The organism is Streptomyces sp. NPDC048420 (assembly GCF_040651535.1).
Lineage (GTDB): Bacteria > Actinomycetota > Actinomycetes > Streptomycetales > Streptomycetaceae > Streptomyces.
Window position 1 is genome coordinate 1 of record NZ_JBEZKG010000051.1, and the last position, 18,017, is coordinate 18,017.

The 18,017-nt window shown below is 71.1% G+C and carries 17 protein-coding genes; 8 read left to right on the forward strand and 9 right to left on the reverse strand.

Features of this window, described 5'->3' with window-relative positions; genetic code table 11:
• Positions 1 to 398: 398 nt before the first annotated feature.
• Positions 399 to 995, reverse strand: coding sequence for a TetR/AcrR family transcriptional regulator (locus AB0D34_RS45410; protein WP_362673663.1), 597 nt, complete (start codon positions 993 to 995; stop codon positions 399 to 401).
• Between the two features lie 143 nt (positions 996 to 1,138).
• Here AB0D34_RS45410 and AB0D34_RS45415 point away from each other — a divergent pair, with 143 nt between their 5' ends.
• From AB0D34_RS45415 to AB0D34_RS45425, 3 genes are all read left to right on the forward strand, one after another.
• Positions 1,139 to 2,704, forward strand: a complete 1,566-nt coding sequence (locus tag AB0D34_RS45415; RefSeq protein ID WP_362673664.1) for an MDR family MFS transporter — start codon at positions 1,139 to 1,141, stop codon at positions 2,702 to 2,704.
• A 132-nt stretch (positions 2,705 to 2,836) separates the two neighbouring features.
• A complete protein-coding gene (locus tag AB0D34_RS45420; protein ID WP_362673667.1) occupies positions 2,837 to 3,340 on the forward strand; it encodes a helix-turn-helix transcriptional regulator in 504 nt (167 codons plus the stop codon).
• Positions 3,337 to 3,771, forward strand: a complete 435-nt coding sequence (locus AB0D34_RS45425) for a VOC family protein (protein ID WP_362673670.1) — start codon at positions 3,337 to 3,339, stop codon at positions 3,769 to 3,771. The genes AB0D34_RS45420 and AB0D34_RS45425 overlap by 4 nt, the downstream gene beginning before the upstream one ends.
• Positions 3,772 to 3,783: 12 nt before the next feature.
• Here the strand turns inward: AB0D34_RS45425 and cseC are convergent, their stop codons facing one another.
• The 5 genes from cseC to AB0D34_RS45450 form a co-directional block, all read right to left on the reverse strand.
• A complete protein-coding gene (cseC, locus tag AB0D34_RS45430; RefSeq protein WP_362673673.1) occupies positions 3,784 to 5,118 on the reverse strand; it encodes a two-component system sensor histidine kinase CseC in 1,335 nt (444 codons plus the stop codon).
• A gap of 17 nt (positions 5,119 to 5,135) precedes the next feature.
• Positions 5,136 to 5,840, reverse strand: a complete 705-nt coding sequence (gene cseB / locus AB0D34_RS45435) for a two-component system response regulator CseB (protein ID WP_362673675.1) — start codon at positions 5,838 to 5,840, stop codon at positions 5,136 to 5,138.
• 67 nt (positions 5,841 to 5,907) lie between these two features.
• Positions 5,908 to 6,585, reverse strand: a complete 678-nt coding sequence (locus tag AB0D34_RS45440) for a hypothetical protein (RefSeq protein ID WP_362673677.1) — start codon at positions 6,583 to 6,585, stop codon at positions 5,908 to 5,910.
• On the reverse strand, positions 6,570 to 7,112 hold the full coding sequence (locus tag AB0D34_RS45445; RefSeq protein ID WP_020122536.1) for a SigE family RNA polymerase sigma factor: 543 nt from the start codon (positions 7,110 to 7,112) through the stop codon (positions 6,570 to 6,572). The genes AB0D34_RS45440 and AB0D34_RS45445 overlap by 16 nt, the downstream gene beginning before the upstream one ends.
• 236 nt (positions 7,113 to 7,348) lie before the next feature.
• Complete coding sequence (locus tag AB0D34_RS45450) at positions 7,349 to 8,296, reverse strand: A/G-specific adenine glycosylase (protein WP_362673679.1); 948 nt, start codon at positions 8,294 to 8,296, stop codon at positions 7,349 to 7,351.
• A gap of 489 nt (positions 8,297 to 8,785) precedes the next feature.
• Here AB0D34_RS45450 and AB0D34_RS45455 point away from each other — a divergent pair, with 489 nt between their 5' ends.
• Positions 8,786 to 9,628: a hypothetical protein gene (locus tag AB0D34_RS45455; RefSeq protein WP_362673681.1), complete on the forward strand. Its 843-nt coding sequence runs from the start codon at positions 8,786 to 8,788 to the stop codon at positions 9,626 to 9,628.
• Positions 9,629 to 9,732: 104 nt separating this feature from the next.
• On the opposite strand, the gene disA is transcribed toward AB0D34_RS45455, so the two are convergent.
• Both disA and radA read right to left on the reverse strand, forming a co-directional pair.
• Positions 9,733 to 10,857 carry a DNA integrity scanning diadenylate cyclase DisA gene (gene disA, locus AB0D34_RS45460; protein ID WP_053853351.1) on the reverse strand — a complete coding sequence of 375 codons (1,125 nt, stop codon included), beginning with the start codon at positions 10,855 to 10,857 and terminating at the stop codon, positions 9,733 to 9,735.
• Between the two features lie 81 nt (positions 10,858 to 10,938).
• The gene (gene radA, locus AB0D34_RS45465; protein WP_362673684.1) at positions 10,939 to 12,348 is read right to left on the reverse strand and encodes a DNA repair protein RadA; all 1,410 of its coding nucleotides are present in this window, start codon (positions 12,346 to 12,348) and stop codon (positions 10,939 to 10,941) included.
• Positions 12,349 to 12,554: 206 nt separating this feature from the next.
• On the opposite strand from radA, the gene AB0D34_RS45470 reads away from it, so the two are divergent.
• Entirely contained in the window at positions 12,555 to 14,249 is a 1,695-nt protein-coding gene (locus tag AB0D34_RS45470) for a hypothetical protein (protein ID WP_362673686.1), read from the forward strand.
• 202 nt (positions 14,250 to 14,451) lie between these two features.
• Here AB0D34_RS45470 and AB0D34_RS45475 read toward each other — a convergent pair whose 3' ends face one another.
• On the reverse strand, positions 14,452 to 15,267 hold the full coding sequence (locus AB0D34_RS45475) for a hypothetical protein (RefSeq protein WP_362673716.1): 816 nt from the start codon (positions 15,265 to 15,267) through the stop codon (positions 14,452 to 14,454).
• Positions 15,268 to 15,380: 113 nt separating this feature from the next.
• Between AB0D34_RS45475 and AB0D34_RS45480 the strand changes: the two genes are divergently transcribed.
• From AB0D34_RS45480 to AB0D34_RS45490, 3 genes are all read left to right on the forward strand, one after another.
• Complete coding sequence (locus AB0D34_RS45480) at positions 15,381 to 16,313, forward strand: Ppx/GppA phosphatase family protein (RefSeq protein ID WP_362673688.1); 933 nt, start codon at positions 15,381 to 15,383, stop codon at positions 16,311 to 16,313.
• A 148-nt stretch (positions 16,314 to 16,461) separates the two neighbouring features.
• Positions 16,462 to 17,286 carry a sugar phosphate isomerase/epimerase gene (locus tag AB0D34_RS45485; protein ID WP_362673690.1) on the forward strand — a complete coding sequence of 275 codons (825 nt, stop codon included), beginning with the start codon at positions 16,462 to 16,464 and terminating at the stop codon, positions 17,284 to 17,286.
• Positions 17,287 to 17,309: 23 nt separating this feature from the next.
• Positions 17,310 to 17,921 carry a TetR family transcriptional regulator gene (locus AB0D34_RS45490; RefSeq protein ID WP_362673719.1) on the forward strand — a complete coding sequence of 204 codons (612 nt, stop codon included), beginning with the start codon at positions 17,310 to 17,312 and terminating at the stop codon, positions 17,919 to 17,921.
• Positions 17,922 to 18,017: the final 96 nt, after the last annotated feature.

An 18,017-nucleotide genomic window follows, 5' to 3' on the forward strand; every position in this document is an offset into this window, starting at 1 on the left:
GTGGGAAGTCGGGCGTGAAGGTGACCCGTCGGCCGGTGGGAAGTCGGGCGTGAAGGTGACCCGTCGGCCGGTGGGAAGCCGGGCGTGAAGGTGACCCGTCGGCCGGTGGGAAGCCGGGCGTGAAGGTGACCCGTCGCCCGGTGGGAAGCCGGGCGTGAAGGTGACCCGTCGGCCGGTGGGAAGCCGGGCGTGAAGGTGACCCGTCGCCCGGTGGGAAGCCGGGCGTGAAGGTGACACGTCGGAAGCGGGCGCCGGAAACCGTCCGCGCTGCACTTGGGCGGCACGGCCCCTGTCCCGCCCTGCCGCCCGCCGAGCTCCCGCGGCCCGGGGTCGGCCCGGGTGGAAAGAATCCCGCGCCTGCCCGCGCCCACCCGATGCCCCGGACGTCCGGACGTCACCTAACTCTTCGCGCCACCCTGATGGGCCTGCGTCACCAGGTCCGTCGCCACCTCCAGGACCGCCTTGCGCTTGGAATCCGGGGTGGCGTCGAGGTCCTGGAGGAAGAACATCCCGGCGTGCAGGGTGAAGATCGCGCTGACGCAGCGGACCTGGTCGGTCAGGTCCGCCTCCGGGTCGACGATGATCTCGCGCAGCCCCTGCATGCGCTCCTTGAAGGTCTCGCCGACGCGCAGTTCGCGGACGGCCGCCTGGTTCTCCTGCATGAAGCGGAACAGCGGAGCCGCGCCGGCCAGCGTCTCGCTGTAGCGCCGGATGATCTCCTGCTTGGTCTCCAGCGTGTGCGGCTGGAGCCTGCCCCACTCGATCAGGTCGAGAATCGGCTGGGTCAGATCGTCGAAGATGCTGACCAGGATCTCTTCCTTGGTCTTGAAGTGGTAGTAGAGCGCCGCCTTGGTGACGTCCAGGCTCTCGGCGATCTCCCTCAGGGACGTCTTCTCGTACCCCTGCTCGGCGAAGAGTCCGAGGGCCACGTCCTGGATGCGCTGGCGGGTGTTGCCGCGGCGCTGCTGCTTCGTGCCGTCCATGGTGCCGCCCATCCTCGTGCTTCTCGGCTTTCCATAAAACTTACTTGACGCCCGGCTAGTTACGCGTCTACCTTCCCCAGTGTAGACAACTAGCCGGTCGGCAAGTAAGTGCCCCGGCGGGGGAAGTACCGCAGCACCTCAGGGGAGTGGGAACGATGGCGGACACACAGACAGTCGAGACGGAACCGGACAAGCCACAGCGCAGCGTGCGGGTCGTACTGCTCGCCCTGATGATCACCATGATGCTCGCGATGCTCGACAACATGATCGTGGGCACCGCGATGCCGACCATCGTCGGCGAGCTCGGCGGGCTCGAGCATCTGTCGTGGGTGGTGACGGCGTACACCCTCGCCACCGCGGCCTCCACCCCGATCTGGGGCAAGCTCGGTGACATGTACGGCCGCAAGGCCACCTTCATGACCTCGATCGTGATCTTCCTGATCGGGTCCGCGCTCAGCGGCATGGCCCAGGACATGGGTCAGCTCATCGGCTTCCGGGCCGTGCAGGGCCTCGGCGCCGGCGGTCTGATGGTCGGTGTCATGGCGATCATCGGCGACCTGATCCCGCCCCGGGAGCGCGGCAAGTACCAGGGCATGATGGCCGGCGTCATGGCGCTGGCGATGATCGGCGGCCCGCTGGTCGGCGGCACCATCACCGACAACTGGGGCTGGCGCTGGTCCTTCTACATCAACCTGCCGCTCGGCGTCGTCGCGCTCGGCCTGATCACCGTGGTGCTGCACCTGCCCAAGAAGCGGGCCAAGGCCGGCATCGACTACCTCGGCGTCGTGCTGCTGACCGTCGGCATCACCTCCATCGTGCTGGTGACCACCTGGGGCGGCTCGCAGTACGCCTGGACGTCCGCGCGGATCATGGAGCTGATCGGCATCGGCGTGGCCTCGCTCATCGGCTTCGTCTTCTGGCAGACCAAGGCCGCCGAGCCGATCATGCCGCTGCACATCTTCCGCAGCCGCAACTTCACCCTGATGTCCCTCATCGGCTTCATCACCGGCTTCGTGATGTTCGGCGCGACCCTCTTCCTGCCGCTGTACCAGCAGTCGGTGCAGGGCGCGTCCGCGACCAACTCCGGGCTGCTGCTGCTGCCGATGCTCGGCGCGATGCTGGTGACCTCGATGGTCGCCGGCCGGGTCACCACCAACACCGGGCGCTACTACGTCTTCCCGGTCGTCGGAAGTGCCCTGATGGGCGTGGGGCTGTACCTGCTGTCGACGATGGACACCGGGACCTCGCGGTTCACCTCCGGTGTCTTCATGGCCGTCGTCGGTCTCGGCATGGGCTGCCTGATGCAGATCACCATGCTGGTCGCGCAGAACAGCGTGGAGATGAAGGACATGGGCGTCGCGTCCTCGTCCACCACCCTGTTCCGTACGCTCGGCTCCTCCTTCGGTGTCGCCATCATGGGCGCGCTGTTCAACAACCGGGTCCAGGACGTCATGTCCGAGCGGGCCGGGGCGCTGGGCTCCAAGGTGACCGAGCAGTCCGCGCAGCTGGATGCGGCGAGCCTGGCGAAGCTGCCGGCGGCGGCGCGGGAGGCGTACCAGTACGCGGTCTCGGCGGGTACGCACTCGGCCTTCCTGCTCGGCTCCATCGTCGCCGTGCTCGCACTGGTGGCGGCGGTGTTCGTCAAGGAGGTGCCGCTCAAGGGCGCGGGACCGCAGAAGTCCACCGAGGACGCGGCGCCGGCTCCGCTGGTCGAGGTCTGAGTCGACGCTTCTTGAACCTCGACCCTCCTGAATCTCGACCCTTCTGAACCGAAGGCCCCCGGTCGGTGTCCGCCCCGGGGGCCTTCTCCATGGCCGGCGGCGATGTCAGTGCCGCATGTCACCATCGGCTGCATGGACAAGACCCGCCAGTTGCGGCTCGCCAAGGACGCCATGGACCGCGACTGGGCCGACCCCGCGCTCGACCTGGATGCCGTCGCCGCACATGCCGGGTACTCGCGGTATCACTTCATCCGGGCCTTCAAGGAGGCGTACGGCGAGACGCCCGGGCAGTACCTCACCCACCGGCGGATCGAGCGGGCCGAGGAGATGCTGCGCGGGGCCGATCTGAGCGTGACCGAGATCTGCAACCTGGTCGGGTTCAGCAGCCTCGGCACCTTCTCCGCCCGGTTCAAGTCACGGACCGGACTCACCCCGAGCGAGTACCGCGGCAAGCACGTGGGCCGCGGCGCCTCTCTGATCCCCGGGTGCTACGCCATGCTCTGGGCCGGCGGCTTCCCCACAGCCAGGCCCGCCACCAGCACCGCAACTTTGAAGAAGCGGACCGAGGGCACCCCTGCCTACGGTGACGAGGAGAAACCCCCGGAAGACAGCGACGACAGAAGGACGCAGCCATGATCCAGGGCCTGGGCATCACCACCGTATGGACCTTCGACCAGCAGCGCACCAAGGCCTTCTTCACCGAGAAGCTGGACTTCGAGGTGCGCAGCGAGGTCGCGATGGGCGACATGACATGGGTCACCGTCGGCGCCAAGGAGCAGCACGGCGTCGAGCTGGCCTTGATGAGCCTCGACGGCCCCGGCCTGGACCCCGAGTCCGCCGAGGCGCTGAAAAAGCTCGTCGGCAAGGGCGTGATGGGCGCGGGGGCGTTCCGTACCGACGACTGCCGGGGCGACTACGAGACGTTCCGGGCGCGCGGGGTGGAGTTCATCCAGGAGCCGCAGGAGCGGCCGTACGGCATCGAGGCGATCTTCCGTGACGACAACGGCAACTGGTTCTCACTGACCCAGCGCAGCGAGGAGCTGGACTTCTCGAAGGACTGGGCGTGACGGACACCCGGGCTACGGCAGCATCGGATAGCTCCCCGTCGCCGTAGGCGCGTGCTCCGGCAGCCACAGCACCGCCACCGCCCCCTCCGCGGGCACCCCCTCCGGCGCCCCGGCGGGCCGTACGTTCCGGAAGGTCAGCCGCGCCCCCAGCACCCGCGCCTGACCGGCCGCGATCGTCAGCCCCAGCCCGTGCCCGTGCCCCGCCCGGTCCGCACTGCCCGTACGGAAGCGGCTGGGACCGTCCGCGAGGAGGTCCTCCGGGAAGCCGGGACCATGGTCGCGGACCCGGATCACGCGCCCCTCGACGGTGACCTGGATCGGCGGTTTGCCGTGGCGTGCCGCGTTGGCGAGGAGGTTGAACAGGACGCGTTCCAGGCGGCGCGGATCGGTAGTGACCTCCGACTCGTGCACCACGCGGATCTCTGTCTCCGGGTCCTTGGCCGCCACCCGCCGGGCGACGAACTCACCGAGCAGGATGTCCTGCAGCTCCGCCCGCTCGGAGGCGCCGTCGAGACGGGCCACCTCCAGGACGTCCTCGACCAGCGTGCGCATGGCCTTGGCCCGGTCCAGGACCAGTTCCGTGGGCCGGCCCGGAGGCAGTAGTTCCGCCGCCGTCAGCAGACCCGTCACCGGCGTCCGCAGCTCGTGCGCGATGTCCGCCGTGACCCGGCGCTCCGCCTCCAGGCGCTGCTGGAGCGCGTCCGCCATGGCGTCCACCGCGCTCGCGAGGTCGTCGGTCTCGTCCCGTACGACCCCGCCGATCGCGTCCCGCACCCGTACGTCCGTCTCGCCCTTGGCCATCTGGTTGGCCGCGGCCGCCGCCTTCCGCAGCCGCCGTGACAGCTGACCGCCGATGAGTACGCCGAGCGCGCTGCCGCCGAGGACCACCGCGATGGAGCCGATCACCAGGGCCTGGTCGAGGTCGTTGAGGATGTCGGTGCTGCGGTCGGTGAACCCGGTGTGCAGGGACAGCACATGACCGCCCTTGACCGGGACGGCCGCCCAGATGTCCGGACCCCGGTCGGGCCGGTCGGAGACATAGGTCGCCCGGCGGCCCTCCTCGACCTTCTCGCGCAGCTCGGCCGGCAGCCGGGAGTCGTCCACCACGATGTTGGGGAAGTTGGGCCGGCCGGTCAGTTCGTAGTTGCGCTGGGCGATCAGCACCCGCTCGTCGGCGAGGTCGCGCGCGTTGTCCAGCATCGAGACGCGCGCCGCGTTGTGCACGACCAGGCTGAGCGCGATCGCCACGAGCGCGCCGACCAGCGCGATGGCCGCGCTGAGCTTCCACCGCAGCCCCGTCCGCACGGCCATGCGCTCCGTCACCGGGCCCCGAAGGATCCCCCGCATACCTCAGGCCTCCCCGCTCAGGCCTTCAACTTGTAGCCGAAGCCGCGGACCGTCTCGATCCGGTCCTGGCCGATCTTCGTCCGCAGCCGCTGCACATGGACGTCGACGACCCGGGTGTCACCGCCCCAGCCGTAGTCCCACACCCGCTCCAGGAGCTTGTCGCGGGACAGGACCGTGCCCGGCGCGGAGGAGAACTCGAGGAGCAGCCGCATCTCGGTCGGGGTGAGCGCCACCGGCAGCCCGGCCTTGCGCACCTCCATGCCCTCGGTGTCGATCTCCAGCTCCCCGAAGGTCAGCACACCCCCGGCGGCCGCACTCGCGCCCTCCTCGCCCCGGTCGGCCCCGCCCGCGTGCCCGAAGCGGCGCAGCACCGCACGGATCCGGGCGACCAGGACGGCACCGTCGAAGGGCTTGGTCACGTAGTCGTCGGCACCAGCCTCCAGACCGAGCACCACGTCGATCGAGTCGGCGCGCGCCGACAGCATGATCACCGGCACGGTGGACTCGTCGCGGATACGGCGGCACAGACTGACCCCGTCCAGACCCGGGACCATGACGTCCAGCAGGGCGATGTCGGGGCGGTCCGCGCGGAACGCGTCCAGACCCGAGAGTCCGTCGGGCATGGCGGTGACCGCGAAGCCGTCCCGCTCCAGGGCGAGTTGGGTGGCCTCGCGGATGACGTCGTCGTCCTCGACGAACAGCACGTGGGTCTGGTCTGCCATCCGGGTGCTCTCACTTTGTCGGTGTCGTTGCGGTCACTGGGGGATCGTTCCGGGTGGCCCGATCGGTTCAGTTGTCGGGTACCGGCGTCGGATCCGCGCCGACGACGTTGCTGTAGTCGCTGTGCGTCCGGTACATCGCGGTGAACTTCCCCGTCGCCCAGCGGTATGTGATCACGTTCTCGCCGGACGGGTCCGAGACCGGGTCACCCTTCTCGTAGACCTGTTTGGTCACCACCAGGTCGCCGCGGTCGATCTCGGCGTAGACCGGAGGTTCCTCGGTCTGGAAGACATTCTGGTACGAACCGCCCTCGTCGCGATATACGTACGATCCGACGCCCACCAGATCCGCACAGGTCACGACGTTGACGACGACGTCGTCGGCCGAGCCGCCGGTCAGGTCGCCGTAGAAGAGGTCGACCGGGTACTGGTCGGCGACGCAGGGCTTCAGGTCGCGCTTGACCGCGTCGGAGACCTTCGGGTCCGACTTGAGGAGAGCGACCGCGGCTGTGCGGTCGAGGCGCGGGGAGGCGAGGGCGGACGGCGCGGCCGAGGGGGAGCCGCCGGCCTCCGCGACGGCGTGCGCCGGGCCCTCGTCGCGGGTGCCGGTGCCGCCGGTGGCGCAGGCGGAGACGAACAGGGCGAGGACGGCGAGCACGACCACCGCCGTGCTCGCCGCCTGGAAGATCCCCCGGACGGGAGTGAGGTCCGACCGGGTGGGCCCGGGTTCGGTCAGGCCGCCGCGCAACGCTCCCGCTCCTCACGCTCCAGCGCGCGTGCGTCCAGGTCGCGGGCCTCCAGCTCCTCGCGGAGCCGGGCGAGCGCCCGGTGCAGCGTGCTCTTGACCGTTCCGGCCGACATGCCGAGGGCGGCGGCCGTCTCCTCCGTGGACATCTGCTCCCAGTGTCGCAGCACCACGACACTGCGCTGCTTGGGGGCGAGCACCTTCATGACGTCCATCAGCAGGGCGCGGTCCGCGTGCTGCTCGGTGGAGTCGTCGACCGAGGCGTCCGGGAGCTGCTCGGTCGGGACCTCCTCCAGCTTCCGCGCCCGCCACCACTCCGTACGGGTGTTGATCATCACCCGGCGCAGGTAGGCGTCCGCGAGCCGCTTGTCCTCGATGGTCTCCCAGCGGCCGTACGTCCTGACGAGCGCCGTCTGGAGCAGGTCCTGCGCGTCGACCGGGTCCGGGACCAGACGGCGTGCGCTGCGCAGCAGCGCGTCCTGCCGGGTGCGGACGTACTCCTCGAACTCGAGCACCTCGCCCTGCGCCATGTCGACCGCCTCCTGATCCCCGTTCCGGCAGTCCCCCGCCGGTTCTCATCGCGTGTTCGCCGCCTTTCGTGCGGCATGGCAATGAAGCTACGGAGCTGTTGTCACGGGGCTGTGCGGAGCAGCGCGCGGCTGGCACTCGGCTGTCCGTCGGTTGTGTAACGGAAGCCGAAAAGGGGTAAACCGGCGCGGTTGTTCGCGCCGGTTCAAGGGGATTTGCCGGTTTGCTCTGGGGTGGTCTATGTCAACGGCAGCCGATACAAACCACCCGGCAGGGGTTCGACGAGCCCGTCCGCGACCAGACCGTCCAGCGCCCTGGCCCGCTGCACCGGCTCGTGCCACACCCGGTCGAGCGCGGTCTGCGGCACGGGCGCGTGGGCCTCCCGCAGCACGGCGAGCAGCTTGCCGCGGACCTGGCGGTCGGTACCGGCGTACGTCTGTCCGCGCCGCGGCGGCCCGTCGTGCTCCGGCTTGCCCGCGAGCCGCCAGGCGCACTGGGCGGCGATGGGGCAGCGCAGGCAGGTCTCGTTCTTGGCGGTGCAGACCAGCGCGCCGAGCTCCATGGAGGCGGCCGCCCAGCGTGCCGCGGTCTCCTCGTCCTCCGGCAGCAGCGCGCGGGCGAGCTTGCGTTCGGCGGCGGTGGTGGCGTTCGGCGGGTACTGCACGCCGGTGACGGCCCGGGCGAACACCCGGCGCACATTGGTGTCCAGTACGGCGTGCCGCTGCCCGTACGCGAACGAGGCGACGGCGGCCGCCGTGTACTCACCGATCCCGGGCAGCGCGAGCAACTGCGCGTGATCCGTCGGTACGTCACCGCCGTGCCGCTCCGTTATGGCGACCGCGGCGCCGTGCAGCCGCAGCGCCCGGCGCGGATACCCGAGCCGGCCCCAGGCGCGCACGGCCTCACCGGGTGCCTCCGCGGCCAGGTCGGCCGGGCGCGGCCACCGGGCGAGCCACTGCTCGTAGACCGGCAGCACCCGGCTGACGGGCGTCTGCTGGAGCATGAACTCACTGACCATCACCCCCCACGGCCCGGCCTCGGGCCGCCGCCACGGCAGATCCCGGGCGTGCTCGTCGAACCAGTCGATGACAGGGGAGTGCAGGCCCGCTCCGAGCGGGGCGCCGGTCACGGCGTCGGAGGTGCCGTCGGCAGGGCTGCTGTGCGGGGGCTTCGTGGGCGCAGTCATAGCCTTCCGATCCTGCCACGACGGGGGCCGGTACGGGCATACGGCGCCGTCCGCCTGTCCTCCGCCGCGCGGTGGCCGAGTTGCGCAGCGCGCTGAAGACGTACGCCGCAGCCGTGGCCAGAGGTGCAAGGGCCGCGATCGCGAACACGTGGGCGGTCTTCCGGCGGGCCCGCCACCACGCGGCGACGAACAGGGCGCCAAAGAGCAGGATTCCGGTCTCCGTCCATACCGCGGCGCCGTGCTGTACCCACGTGGGGGTGTCATCTGCGAAGTCGGTGATGCCGCCGTTGCGCCCGGCGTCCTTGAAGCCCGCGGTCACGGACCGTAGGCGGCGGACCGATACGGTCACACCGCGCGATCGTCACGTGTCACACCTGACGAAAGACGGGGCGTGGGACGACCGTTGCCGGAATGATGATCCGGAAAACTTGTGGCGCCGGGCGGCGGGTGAGGGCGGCGAACTCGCCGATCTCTCGTACAGTTTGCGCCGTGGGATCTCTGCGCAATCCGGTCGGGCCGCTTCCCTCCTCCATCTACTGGCGACGGAGGGCCGTCATGCTGTCCGTCCTCGCCGTGCTGGCGCTGCTGATCGCGTGGATCGTCAGCTCCGGCGGCGGGGGCGGCAGGAACGGTGCCGACGGGTCCAACGGCAACAATCCCTCACCCTCGACGATCTCCCCCGGGCCGTCGGGTTCGGGGCCCGCGATCAGTCAAGCGCCGGGCGGGCGGGACGAGTCGACGACCGGTGGGGACACCGGCGGCGGGTCGGGTTCCGGTTCCGGTGACGGGTCCGACGTGGGTGGTTCCGCCGGGTCGGGTGGCTCCGCCGGGGCGGACGGTGTCGGCGATGCGGGCGGTGCGGGCGGTGCGGGTTCCGGCACGGGTACCGGAGTCGGGCGGGACGACACCCTTCCGGCGGGCACCACCTTGCCCAACTGCACCGCGAGCGCTGTGAAGTTGACCGTGCGAAGTCAGCGCAACGCCTATGACCCGGAGCAGACGCCCACGTTGCTGCTCACCGCGACGAACTCCTCCGGCAGTGACTGCAAGGTCGATCTCGGGCCCAAGTACGCGGTGTTGACGATCACTCAGGCCGGGGAGGACGACACGTTCTGGTCGTCCGCGGACTGTCCCGCGACCGCGGGGAACCTGGTCTATCGGGCTCCGGCCGACAGCAGCATCACGTACACCGTGAAGTGGGACCGCAAGGCGAGTGCTCCGCAGTGTGCGACGCCGCCCGCGGGGCCTGCGGGGGCGGGGACGTATCTCGTTGAGGTGAAGGCGCCTGGCTATGCCACGGCTCAGGCTTCGTTCGTGCTGGAGAACGACTAAGGGGGTGCCGCGGGCGGTTGGTTGTCGTCTGCGGCTTCGTGGGGCTTCTCGCGCCCGCGCGGCGGAGCCGCATATCGATACAGCCCCGCGCCCCTGAGGGGCGCTTACACGTACCGTTCCAGGATTGAGCTCTCTGCCAGCCTCGACAGGCCCTCCCTGACGCTCCTCGCCCTTGCCTCGCCCACTCCGTCGACCGTCTGGAGGTCGTCGACGCTCGCGGCCAGCAGCTTCTGGAGGCCGCCGAAGTGTTCCACCAGGCGGTCGATGATCGCGCCCGGCAGGCGGGGGACCTTGGCCAGCAGGCGGAAGCCCCGGGGGGAGACGCCCGAGTCGATCGCCTCGGGGGAGCCGGTGTAGCCCAGGGCGCGGGCGACCGTGGGGAGTTCGAGGAGCTCGGCGTGGGTCAGGGCGTCCAGTTCGGACAGCGCCTCGTCGACCGTGCGGGAGCGCTTCGCGGTGGGCTCGGGGACGTAGTCACGGACCACCAGCTCGCGTTCCGGCTCCACGCCCGCGATCAGTTCGTCGAGCTGGAGGGCGAGGAGGCGGCCGTCGGTGCCGAGTTCGACGACGTACTCGGCGATCTCGGTGGCGATCCGGCGGACCATCTCCAGGCGCTGGGCCACGGCCGAGACGTCCCGGACCGTCACCAGGTCCTCGATCTCCAGCGCGGAGAGGGTGCCGGCGACCTCGTCGAGGCGGAGCTTGTAGCGCTCCAGGGTCGCGAGGGCCTGGTTGGCGCGGGACAGGATCGCCGCCGAGTCCTCCAGGACGCGGCGCTGGCCGTCGACGTAGAGGGCGATGAGGCGCATCGACTGGGAGACGGAGACGACCGGGAAGCCGACCTGCTTCGAGACGCGGTCCGCGGTGCGGTGCCGGGTGCCCGTCTCCTCCGTCGGGATCGTGGCGTCGGGCACGAACTGCACGCCCGCCCGCAGGATCTTCGACAGGTCGGACGAGAGCACGATGCCGCCGTCCAGCTTGCACAGCTCACGCAGGCGCGTGGCCGCGAACTCGACATCCAGGACGAAACCGCCCGTGCACATCGTCTCCACCGTCTTGTCGAAGCCGAGCACGATGAGTCCGCCGGTGTTGCCGCGCAGCACCCGCTCAAGGCCGTCGCGCAGGGCGGTGCCGGGGGCCACGGCGCTCAGGGAGGCGCGCATGAGGCCGTCGGAACCGGCGCTCCCACCGGACTTTCCGGGAGCTGCCGCCCGGTCGTTGGCTGCCACTGCTCTCCTCCGGTCGCGGGGTCTTGGACGCTCCCGTGTCGTACATTCGGTTCGTACGGACGGGCGAGACCAGGGCAAAGTCTACCGGCGGTCCTCCTCGTCCCGTGGGGCCTCTCGCCGACGCGAGCGCGGGAGGACCCTCAGGGCGTCCCCTATGTCCGCGACTTCCAGCACCTTCATGCCGGGCGGGACCTTGCCCGGATCGCCCGGTACGAGTGCGTGCGTGAAGCCCAGACGGTGGGCTTCGGAGAGCCTGCGCTGGACGCCCGTGACCCGTCTGACCTCGCCCGCGAGGCCCACTTCGCCGATCGCGACGAGGTTCTTGGGCAGCGGGGTGTCGCTGGCCGCCGAGGCCAGGGCGAGCGCGACGGCCAGGTCCGCCGCAGGTTCCGAAAGCTTTACACCACCAACAGTCGCGGAGTAGATGTCCCGCTTGCCGAGCGCGCTGATCCGCCCGCGCTGCTCCAGGACGGCGAGCATCATCGAGACGCGCGAGGTCTCCAGGCCCGAGGTGGTGCGCCGGGGCGAGGGGATCTGTGAGTCGACGGTGAGCGCCTGGACTTCGGCGACCAGGGGGCGGCGGCCCTCCAGGGTGACGGTGAGGCAGGTGCCGGGGACCGGTTCGTCACGACGTGTCAGGAAAAGTCCGCTCGGGTCGGCGAGGCCCGTGATGCCCTCGTCGTGCAGCTCGAAGCAGCCGACCTCGTCGGTGGCGCCGTAGCGGTTCTTGACGCCCCGGACGAGCCGGAGGCGCGCGTGCCGGTCGCCCTCGAAGCTCAGGACCACGTCCACGAGGTGTTCGAGGAGCCGGGGTCCGGCGATCGCGCCGTCCTTGGTGACATGGCCCACCAGGAGGGTGGACATCCCACGCTCCTTGGAGGCCCGGATCAGCGCCCCGGCCACCTCGCGCACCTGGGCCATGCCGCCCGGGGCGCCGTCGATCTCGGGGGAGGCCACCGTCTGCACCGAGTCCAGGATCAGCAGCGACGGCTTCACCGCGTCCAGATGTCCGAGCACGGCGGACAGGTCGGTCTCGGCGGCGAGATACAGGTCGTCGGCGAGGGCGTGGATGCGGTCGGCGCGCAGCCGGACCTGGCTCGCGGACTCCTCGCCGGTGACATAGAGCGTGCGGTGCTCGTCGCTCGCCGACTTGGCCGCCACGTCCAGCAGCAGGGTGGACTTGCCGACGCCGGGCTCGCCCGCGAGGAGCACCACCGCGCCGGGCACGAGACCGCCGCCGAGCACCCGGTCCAGCTCGGGCACGCCGGTGGAGCGGGCGGTGGCCTGGCGGCCGTCGACCTGGCCGATGGGCACGGCGGAGGTGGTGACACGGCCCGGTGTCGTCGTACGCACCGCGGGCGCGCCGTACTCCTCGATCGTCCCCCAGGCCTGGCACTCGGGGCAGCGACCGAGCCACTTGGCCGTCTGCCAGCCGCACTCGGTGCAGCGGTAGGACGGACGCTCCTTGGCGGACTTCGTACGGGCAGCCATGCACGAACCGTAACCGCCGCCACTGACAACACGGCCGCCGCCCGACCCCCGACCCTCGCCTCGCTACGGGAACCGGCCACGTCACGCCGGGAACGAGCCACGGAATCCGAGGTTCCTGTCCCCTATTGAGGGATCGTTTCACCCGTACGGAGTAAAACTGCTCAAGGTGCAGGAAGGGGCCATCTTCCGCCCCCTACGGTCCACGGATGATGAGCAGCAGTCCGGAGACCTCGACCCGCACCACCGGCGCGCACCGGGCGCAACGGGAGGAGCGCGACCGCGGTGCCGCGCGCACGTTGGCGCAGCGGCCGCCCGCGCGCTATGAGCCGTATCTGGACGGCCTGTTCACCTACTGCCTGTCCGTACTGTGCGACCACGAGACGGCGACCGCGGCCCTCGGTGACGTCCTCGCGCTCGCCGAGAAGCGCGGCGGGCCGGACGCGGCCGGCGATCGCAGGTCCTGGCTGTACGCGCTGGCCCGCTGGGCCTGTCTGCGCAAGCTGGCCGAGGCCAAGCAGAAACGTCAGGCCACGCACGCGGCGGGGCGCCACGGGACCTCGCAGAAGCCGGCCGAACCCCCGGTCCCCGAGGAGGTCCAGGAGGAGCGGCGCCGCGAACTCGCCCTGCTGGCCTGGCCGGAGGCGGCCGGTACGACCCCCGAGCAGCGTGAGGCACTCGAACTCGCCGTACGCCATCACCTCGCCGCCCACGAGGTCGCCGCCGTCCTCGGCATGGCCCTCGCCGGGGCCCGCGAACTGCTCGCCTCCGCCGCCTGCGAGGTCGAGCGCACGCGCGCGGCCCTCGCCGTCGTCGAGACCGGCGACTGCCCGAGCGTGGCGCGGCTCACCGGTGACAACCAGTTCGTGCTCAGCTCCGCCCTGCGCCGCGAGCTCGTGCGCCATGTCGACGACTGCCCGCGCTGCCGCCGCAGCGCCGAGCGCGCGATCCCGGGCCGCTGGCCCGGTGCCATGACCACACCCGCCGAGCTCCCGGTCCTCGAAGCACCGCGCGCGGCCCTGCACATGGCCCTCGCGCACCCGCCACGCGCGCGTGGCGCCGCCGTGCCCCGCTTCGACCGGCGCGGCTTTCCGATGGACCCGAAGGACCGCGCCGCCCGCCGCGACCGTCTCCGCGCGCGTGCCGTCACCACGACCGTGGTAGCCACCGTCGTCGCCGCTCCCGTGCTCGCCCTGTGGGCCGCCTACCGGGGCGGCCCCACCGAGGGGGCCGACGGACACTCCGCCAGCGCCGGCGAGGCGCACGGCCCCGACATCCTGGACGGCCCGACGGCGAGCGGCGGCTACGAGAACGCCGGCAACGCGTCCGTCAAACCCGGCCCCCGCTTCACCAAGGACGGCCGGCCCGACGTCTCCGTGGAGGTCGTCAGCGTGGCCGGCGCCGGCAAGAGGGGCGCCGGACACCTGGGGGTGACCGCCGACAACAACGGCGACACCACCCTGGTCACCCTCACCGCGACCGGCTCCGCCCCGGTCCGCTGGTCCGCCGTCACGGGAGCCTCCTGGCTGTACCTCAGCCAGTCCTCGGGAACCCTGAAACCCGGCGAGTCGTTGACGATCAAGGTGTACGTCGACCACCTCCGCGAGCCGTCGGGCCCCTGGAGCGCGCGCGTGGCGATCTCACCGGCGGGCGCCGTCGTCACCATCCAGGGCTACGGCACGGCACCCACCCCGACGGCCCCGGGCACCCCGGCCGCTCCGACGGCGACCCCGGCAGGCCCGGACCCCACGACCTCGGCCCCTCCGGACCCCACGCCGACCGCCCCGCCGTCCTCGTCCCCCGCCCCTAACCCGACCCAGACGGAGCCCAGCCCGTCCGCCCCGGCGAGCTCGACATCCCCGCCGACGGACAGCGGCGACCCGAGCCCGGCCTCGTCGTCCTAGCCGATGCGGAGGGGCGGGACCGGTCGGTTCCTGCGGCACCGCGGGGCCGAGGCGGAAGTACGCCGGGCCACGAGTCGCCTTACGGCTCCGCTGCCCGCAGTGAGACCAGCCCTTGCCGGTCCGTGTTCCGGGGGCGAGAAGAACCGGTCGGGCACTGTCGGCCCGCGCCACCGGGACTCTTCGACCCCACCCCTCACATCGCTCAGCCGACCGGATCCGCCGGATGCGGTGCCAGCAGCGGCAACTGCGCGGCCAGACGCTCCTCGCACAGCTCGACGAGACGGTCGTAGCCCGCCTTGCCCATCAGCTCGATCAGCTCGGGGCGGTAGGACACGTACACCGGATCGCCGGCGCCGTGCGCCGAGGTCGCCGACGTGCACCACCAGTGCAGGTCGTGGCCGCCCGGACCCCAGCCGCGCCGGTCGTACTCGCCGATCGACACCTGGAGCACGCGCGTGTCGTCGGGCCGGTCGATCCAGTCGTACGTCCGCCGCACCGGAAGCTGCCAGCAGACGTCCGGCTTGGTCTCCAGCGGCTCGCGGCCCTCCTTCATGGCGAGGATGTGCAGGGAGCAGCCCGCGCCGCCCGCGAAGCCGGGGCGGTTCTGGAAGATGCAGGAGCCCTGGAACGGCCGGGTCTGCCGGTCGCCGTCCTCGTCCACGGAGGTCCAGCCGCCCCGCGTGCCCTCGTCATGGTGCTGCCAGATGTCCGGAGTGAGTCGCGCCACATGCTCGGCGACCCGCTTCTCGTCGTCCTCGTCGGAGAAGTGGGCACCCAGCGTGCAGCACCCGTCGTCCGCGCGGCCCGCCTGGATGCCCTGGCAGCCACTGCCGAAGATGCAGTTCCACCGAGAGGTCAGCCATGTCAGATCGCACCGGAAGACCTGCTCGTCGTCCGCCGGATCCGGGAACTCCACCCACGCGCGCGCGAAGTCGAGCCCCTTCTCGTCGGCCGCCAGAGCCTTCCTGGCCTTCCGTGACTGCTTCGGTGGCTTCGCCTGCGAAGAACCGGCGGCAATTGTGGCCGCTTTGTCGTCCTTCACCTTTTTCGTCTTTGGCACGCGTCCAGGGTAAGTCGCCCGAGGCCCCTCCGGAGACAGACGAACGCGCAGCTGGCAGTAGCGTTCCCTACATGAGACTCGGTGTCCTCGACGTGGGATCGAACACGGTGCACCTCCTGGTGGTGGATGCGCACCCCGGCGCACGCCCCTTGCCCGCGCACTCGCACAAGGCGGAACTGCGCCTTGCCCAACTCCTCGACGAGGCCGGTGCGATAGGCCCCGAGGGTGTCGAGAAACTCGTCTCGGTCGTCAAGGACGCGCTCCAGGCCGCCGAGGACAAGGGCGTGGAGGACCTGCTCCCGTTCGCCACCTCCGCCGTCCGTGAGGCCAGCAACGCCGACGACGTCCTCGCGCGCGTGCACGCCGAGACCGGCGTCGAGCTCCAGGTCCTCACCGGCGCCGAGGAGGCCCGCCTCACCTTCCTCGCCGTCCGCCGCTGGTTCGGCTGGTCGGCGGGCAAGCTCCTGGTCCTCGACATCGGCGGCGGCTCCCTGGAGATCGCGTACGGCATCGACGAGGAGCCGGACGCCGCGGTCTCCCTCCCGCTCGGCGCGGGCCGCCTCACCGCGGGCTGGCTCCCCGGCGACCCCCCGGAACCGGACGCCATCAGGGCCCTGCGACGCCACGTCCGCGCCCAGATCGCCCGCACGGTGGGCGAGTTCGCCCGCTTCGGCGCCCCCGACCACGTGGTCGCCACATCGAAGACCTTCAAGCAACTGGCCCGCCTGGCAGGCGCCGCCCGCTCCGCGGAGGGCCTCTACGTCCAGCGTGAGCTGAAGCGGGAGTCCCTGGAGGCCTGGGTCCCGAGACTGGCGGGCATGACGACGGACCAGCGCGCGGAGTTGCCAGGAGTCTCGGAGGGCAGGGCGAACCAGCTCCTGGCGGGCGCCTTGGTGGCGGAGGGCGCGATGGATCTGTTCGGCGTGGAAAAAGTGGAAATCTGCCCGTGGGCGCTCAGAGAGGGCGTAATCCTGCGCAGACTTGACCACATGGGTTCCGTGTAGGGCCTTCAGGGGCGCGGGGCTGTGACATATGCGGCTCCGCCGCGCGGGCGCGAGCAACCACAACGGCGCCGCACTCGCCCCGTGGCAAACCCCACAACGGCGAATAGGCGCCCCGTTCCACTCCGGCGGAAGCCGTAGGCTGACCGTCGTGGCAGAACCAGTCGTACGGATCCCGGACGCGAAGGTCGCCCTCTCGACGGCTTCCGTCTACCCGGAGTCGACGGCGACGGCCTTCGAGATCGCCGCACGCCTCGGATACGACGGCGTCGAGGTCATGGTGTGGACCGACCCGGTCAGTCAGGACATCGAAGCCCTGCGCCGTCTCTCCGATTACCACGGGATCCCCATCCTCGCCGTGCACGCCCCCTGCCTGCTCATCACGCAGCGCGTGTGGTCGACGGACCCCTGGGTCAAGCTCCAGCGCGCCCAGGCGGCCGCCGAGAAGCTCGGGGCGAGCACCGTCGTCGTGCACCCGCCGTTCCGCTGGCAGCGCCAGTACGCCCGGGACTTCGTCAGCGGGATCTGGCGCATGGCGAACGAGACGGACGTCCGGTTCGCCGTCGAGAACATGTACCCCTGGCGCTACCGCGACCGCGAGATGCTCGCCTACGCACCCGACTGGGACGTCACCAAGGACGACTACCGGCACTTCACCATCGACCTCAGCCACGCGGCGACCTCCCGGACCGACGCGATGCAGATGGTCGACCGCATGGGAGACCGGCTCGGCCACGTCCATCTCGCCGACGGCAAGGGCTCCGCGAAGGACGAGCACCTGGTGCCGGGGCGCGGCAACCAGCCCTGCGCCGAGCTCCTGGAACGCCTCGCGCTGAGCGGCTTCGACGGCCATGTCGTCATCGAGGTCAACACCCGCCGCGCGATGTCCGGCGCCGAACGTGAGGCCGACCTCGCCGAGGCCCTGGCCTTCACCCGCCTCCATCTGGCCTCGGCGGTGAAGGTGCCCCGGCGGTGACCGACCGTGAAGGCTCCCCGGCCGTGAGCGACGTCACCGCCCGGAAGCGCGGCCGACCCCGTCGTACGGAATCGGACGCGGCCGGCACCCGCGACCGGATCCTCGACGCGGCCCGTGAGGAGTTCTCCGAGCGGGGCTACGAGAAGACCTCAGTGCGCGGTATCGCCAAGGCCGCCGGGGTCGACTCGGCGCTGGTCCACCACTACTTCGGCACCAAGGAACAGGTCTTCGAGGCGGCCGTGGAGGTCGCCGCGGCCCCCGCCCTGGGCGCGCGGGACGCCGTCGTCGAGGGTCCGCTGGAGGACGTCGGGGAGCGGTTCACCCGCTTCATCTTCGGGGTCTGGGAGAACCCGGCGACGCGCATGCCGCTGCTGGCGGTCGTCCGCTCCGCCGTGAACAACGAGACCGCGGCCACCGTCTTCCGCCGGCTCGTCGCCACCCAGCTGCTGCGCCGCATCGCCGACCAGCTGGAGCTGCCGGACGCCGAGCTGCGTGCCGAGCTGGCGGCCGCGCAACTGGTGGGCACGGCCATGCTGCGGTACGTGATCAAGGTGGAGCCGCTGGCGTCGGTGGACGTCGAGCAGATCATCGCGCGGGTGGCGCCGGTGGTGCAGAACCATCTGACCGGGCCCTGACTGCGAGACGGGCGTCCCGCATTCCGGACACCCTGTCCCGGTCCCTGGATGACCGGCGTACGCTCGATAACAGCCAGAACTGTCTGAAGGAGCGAG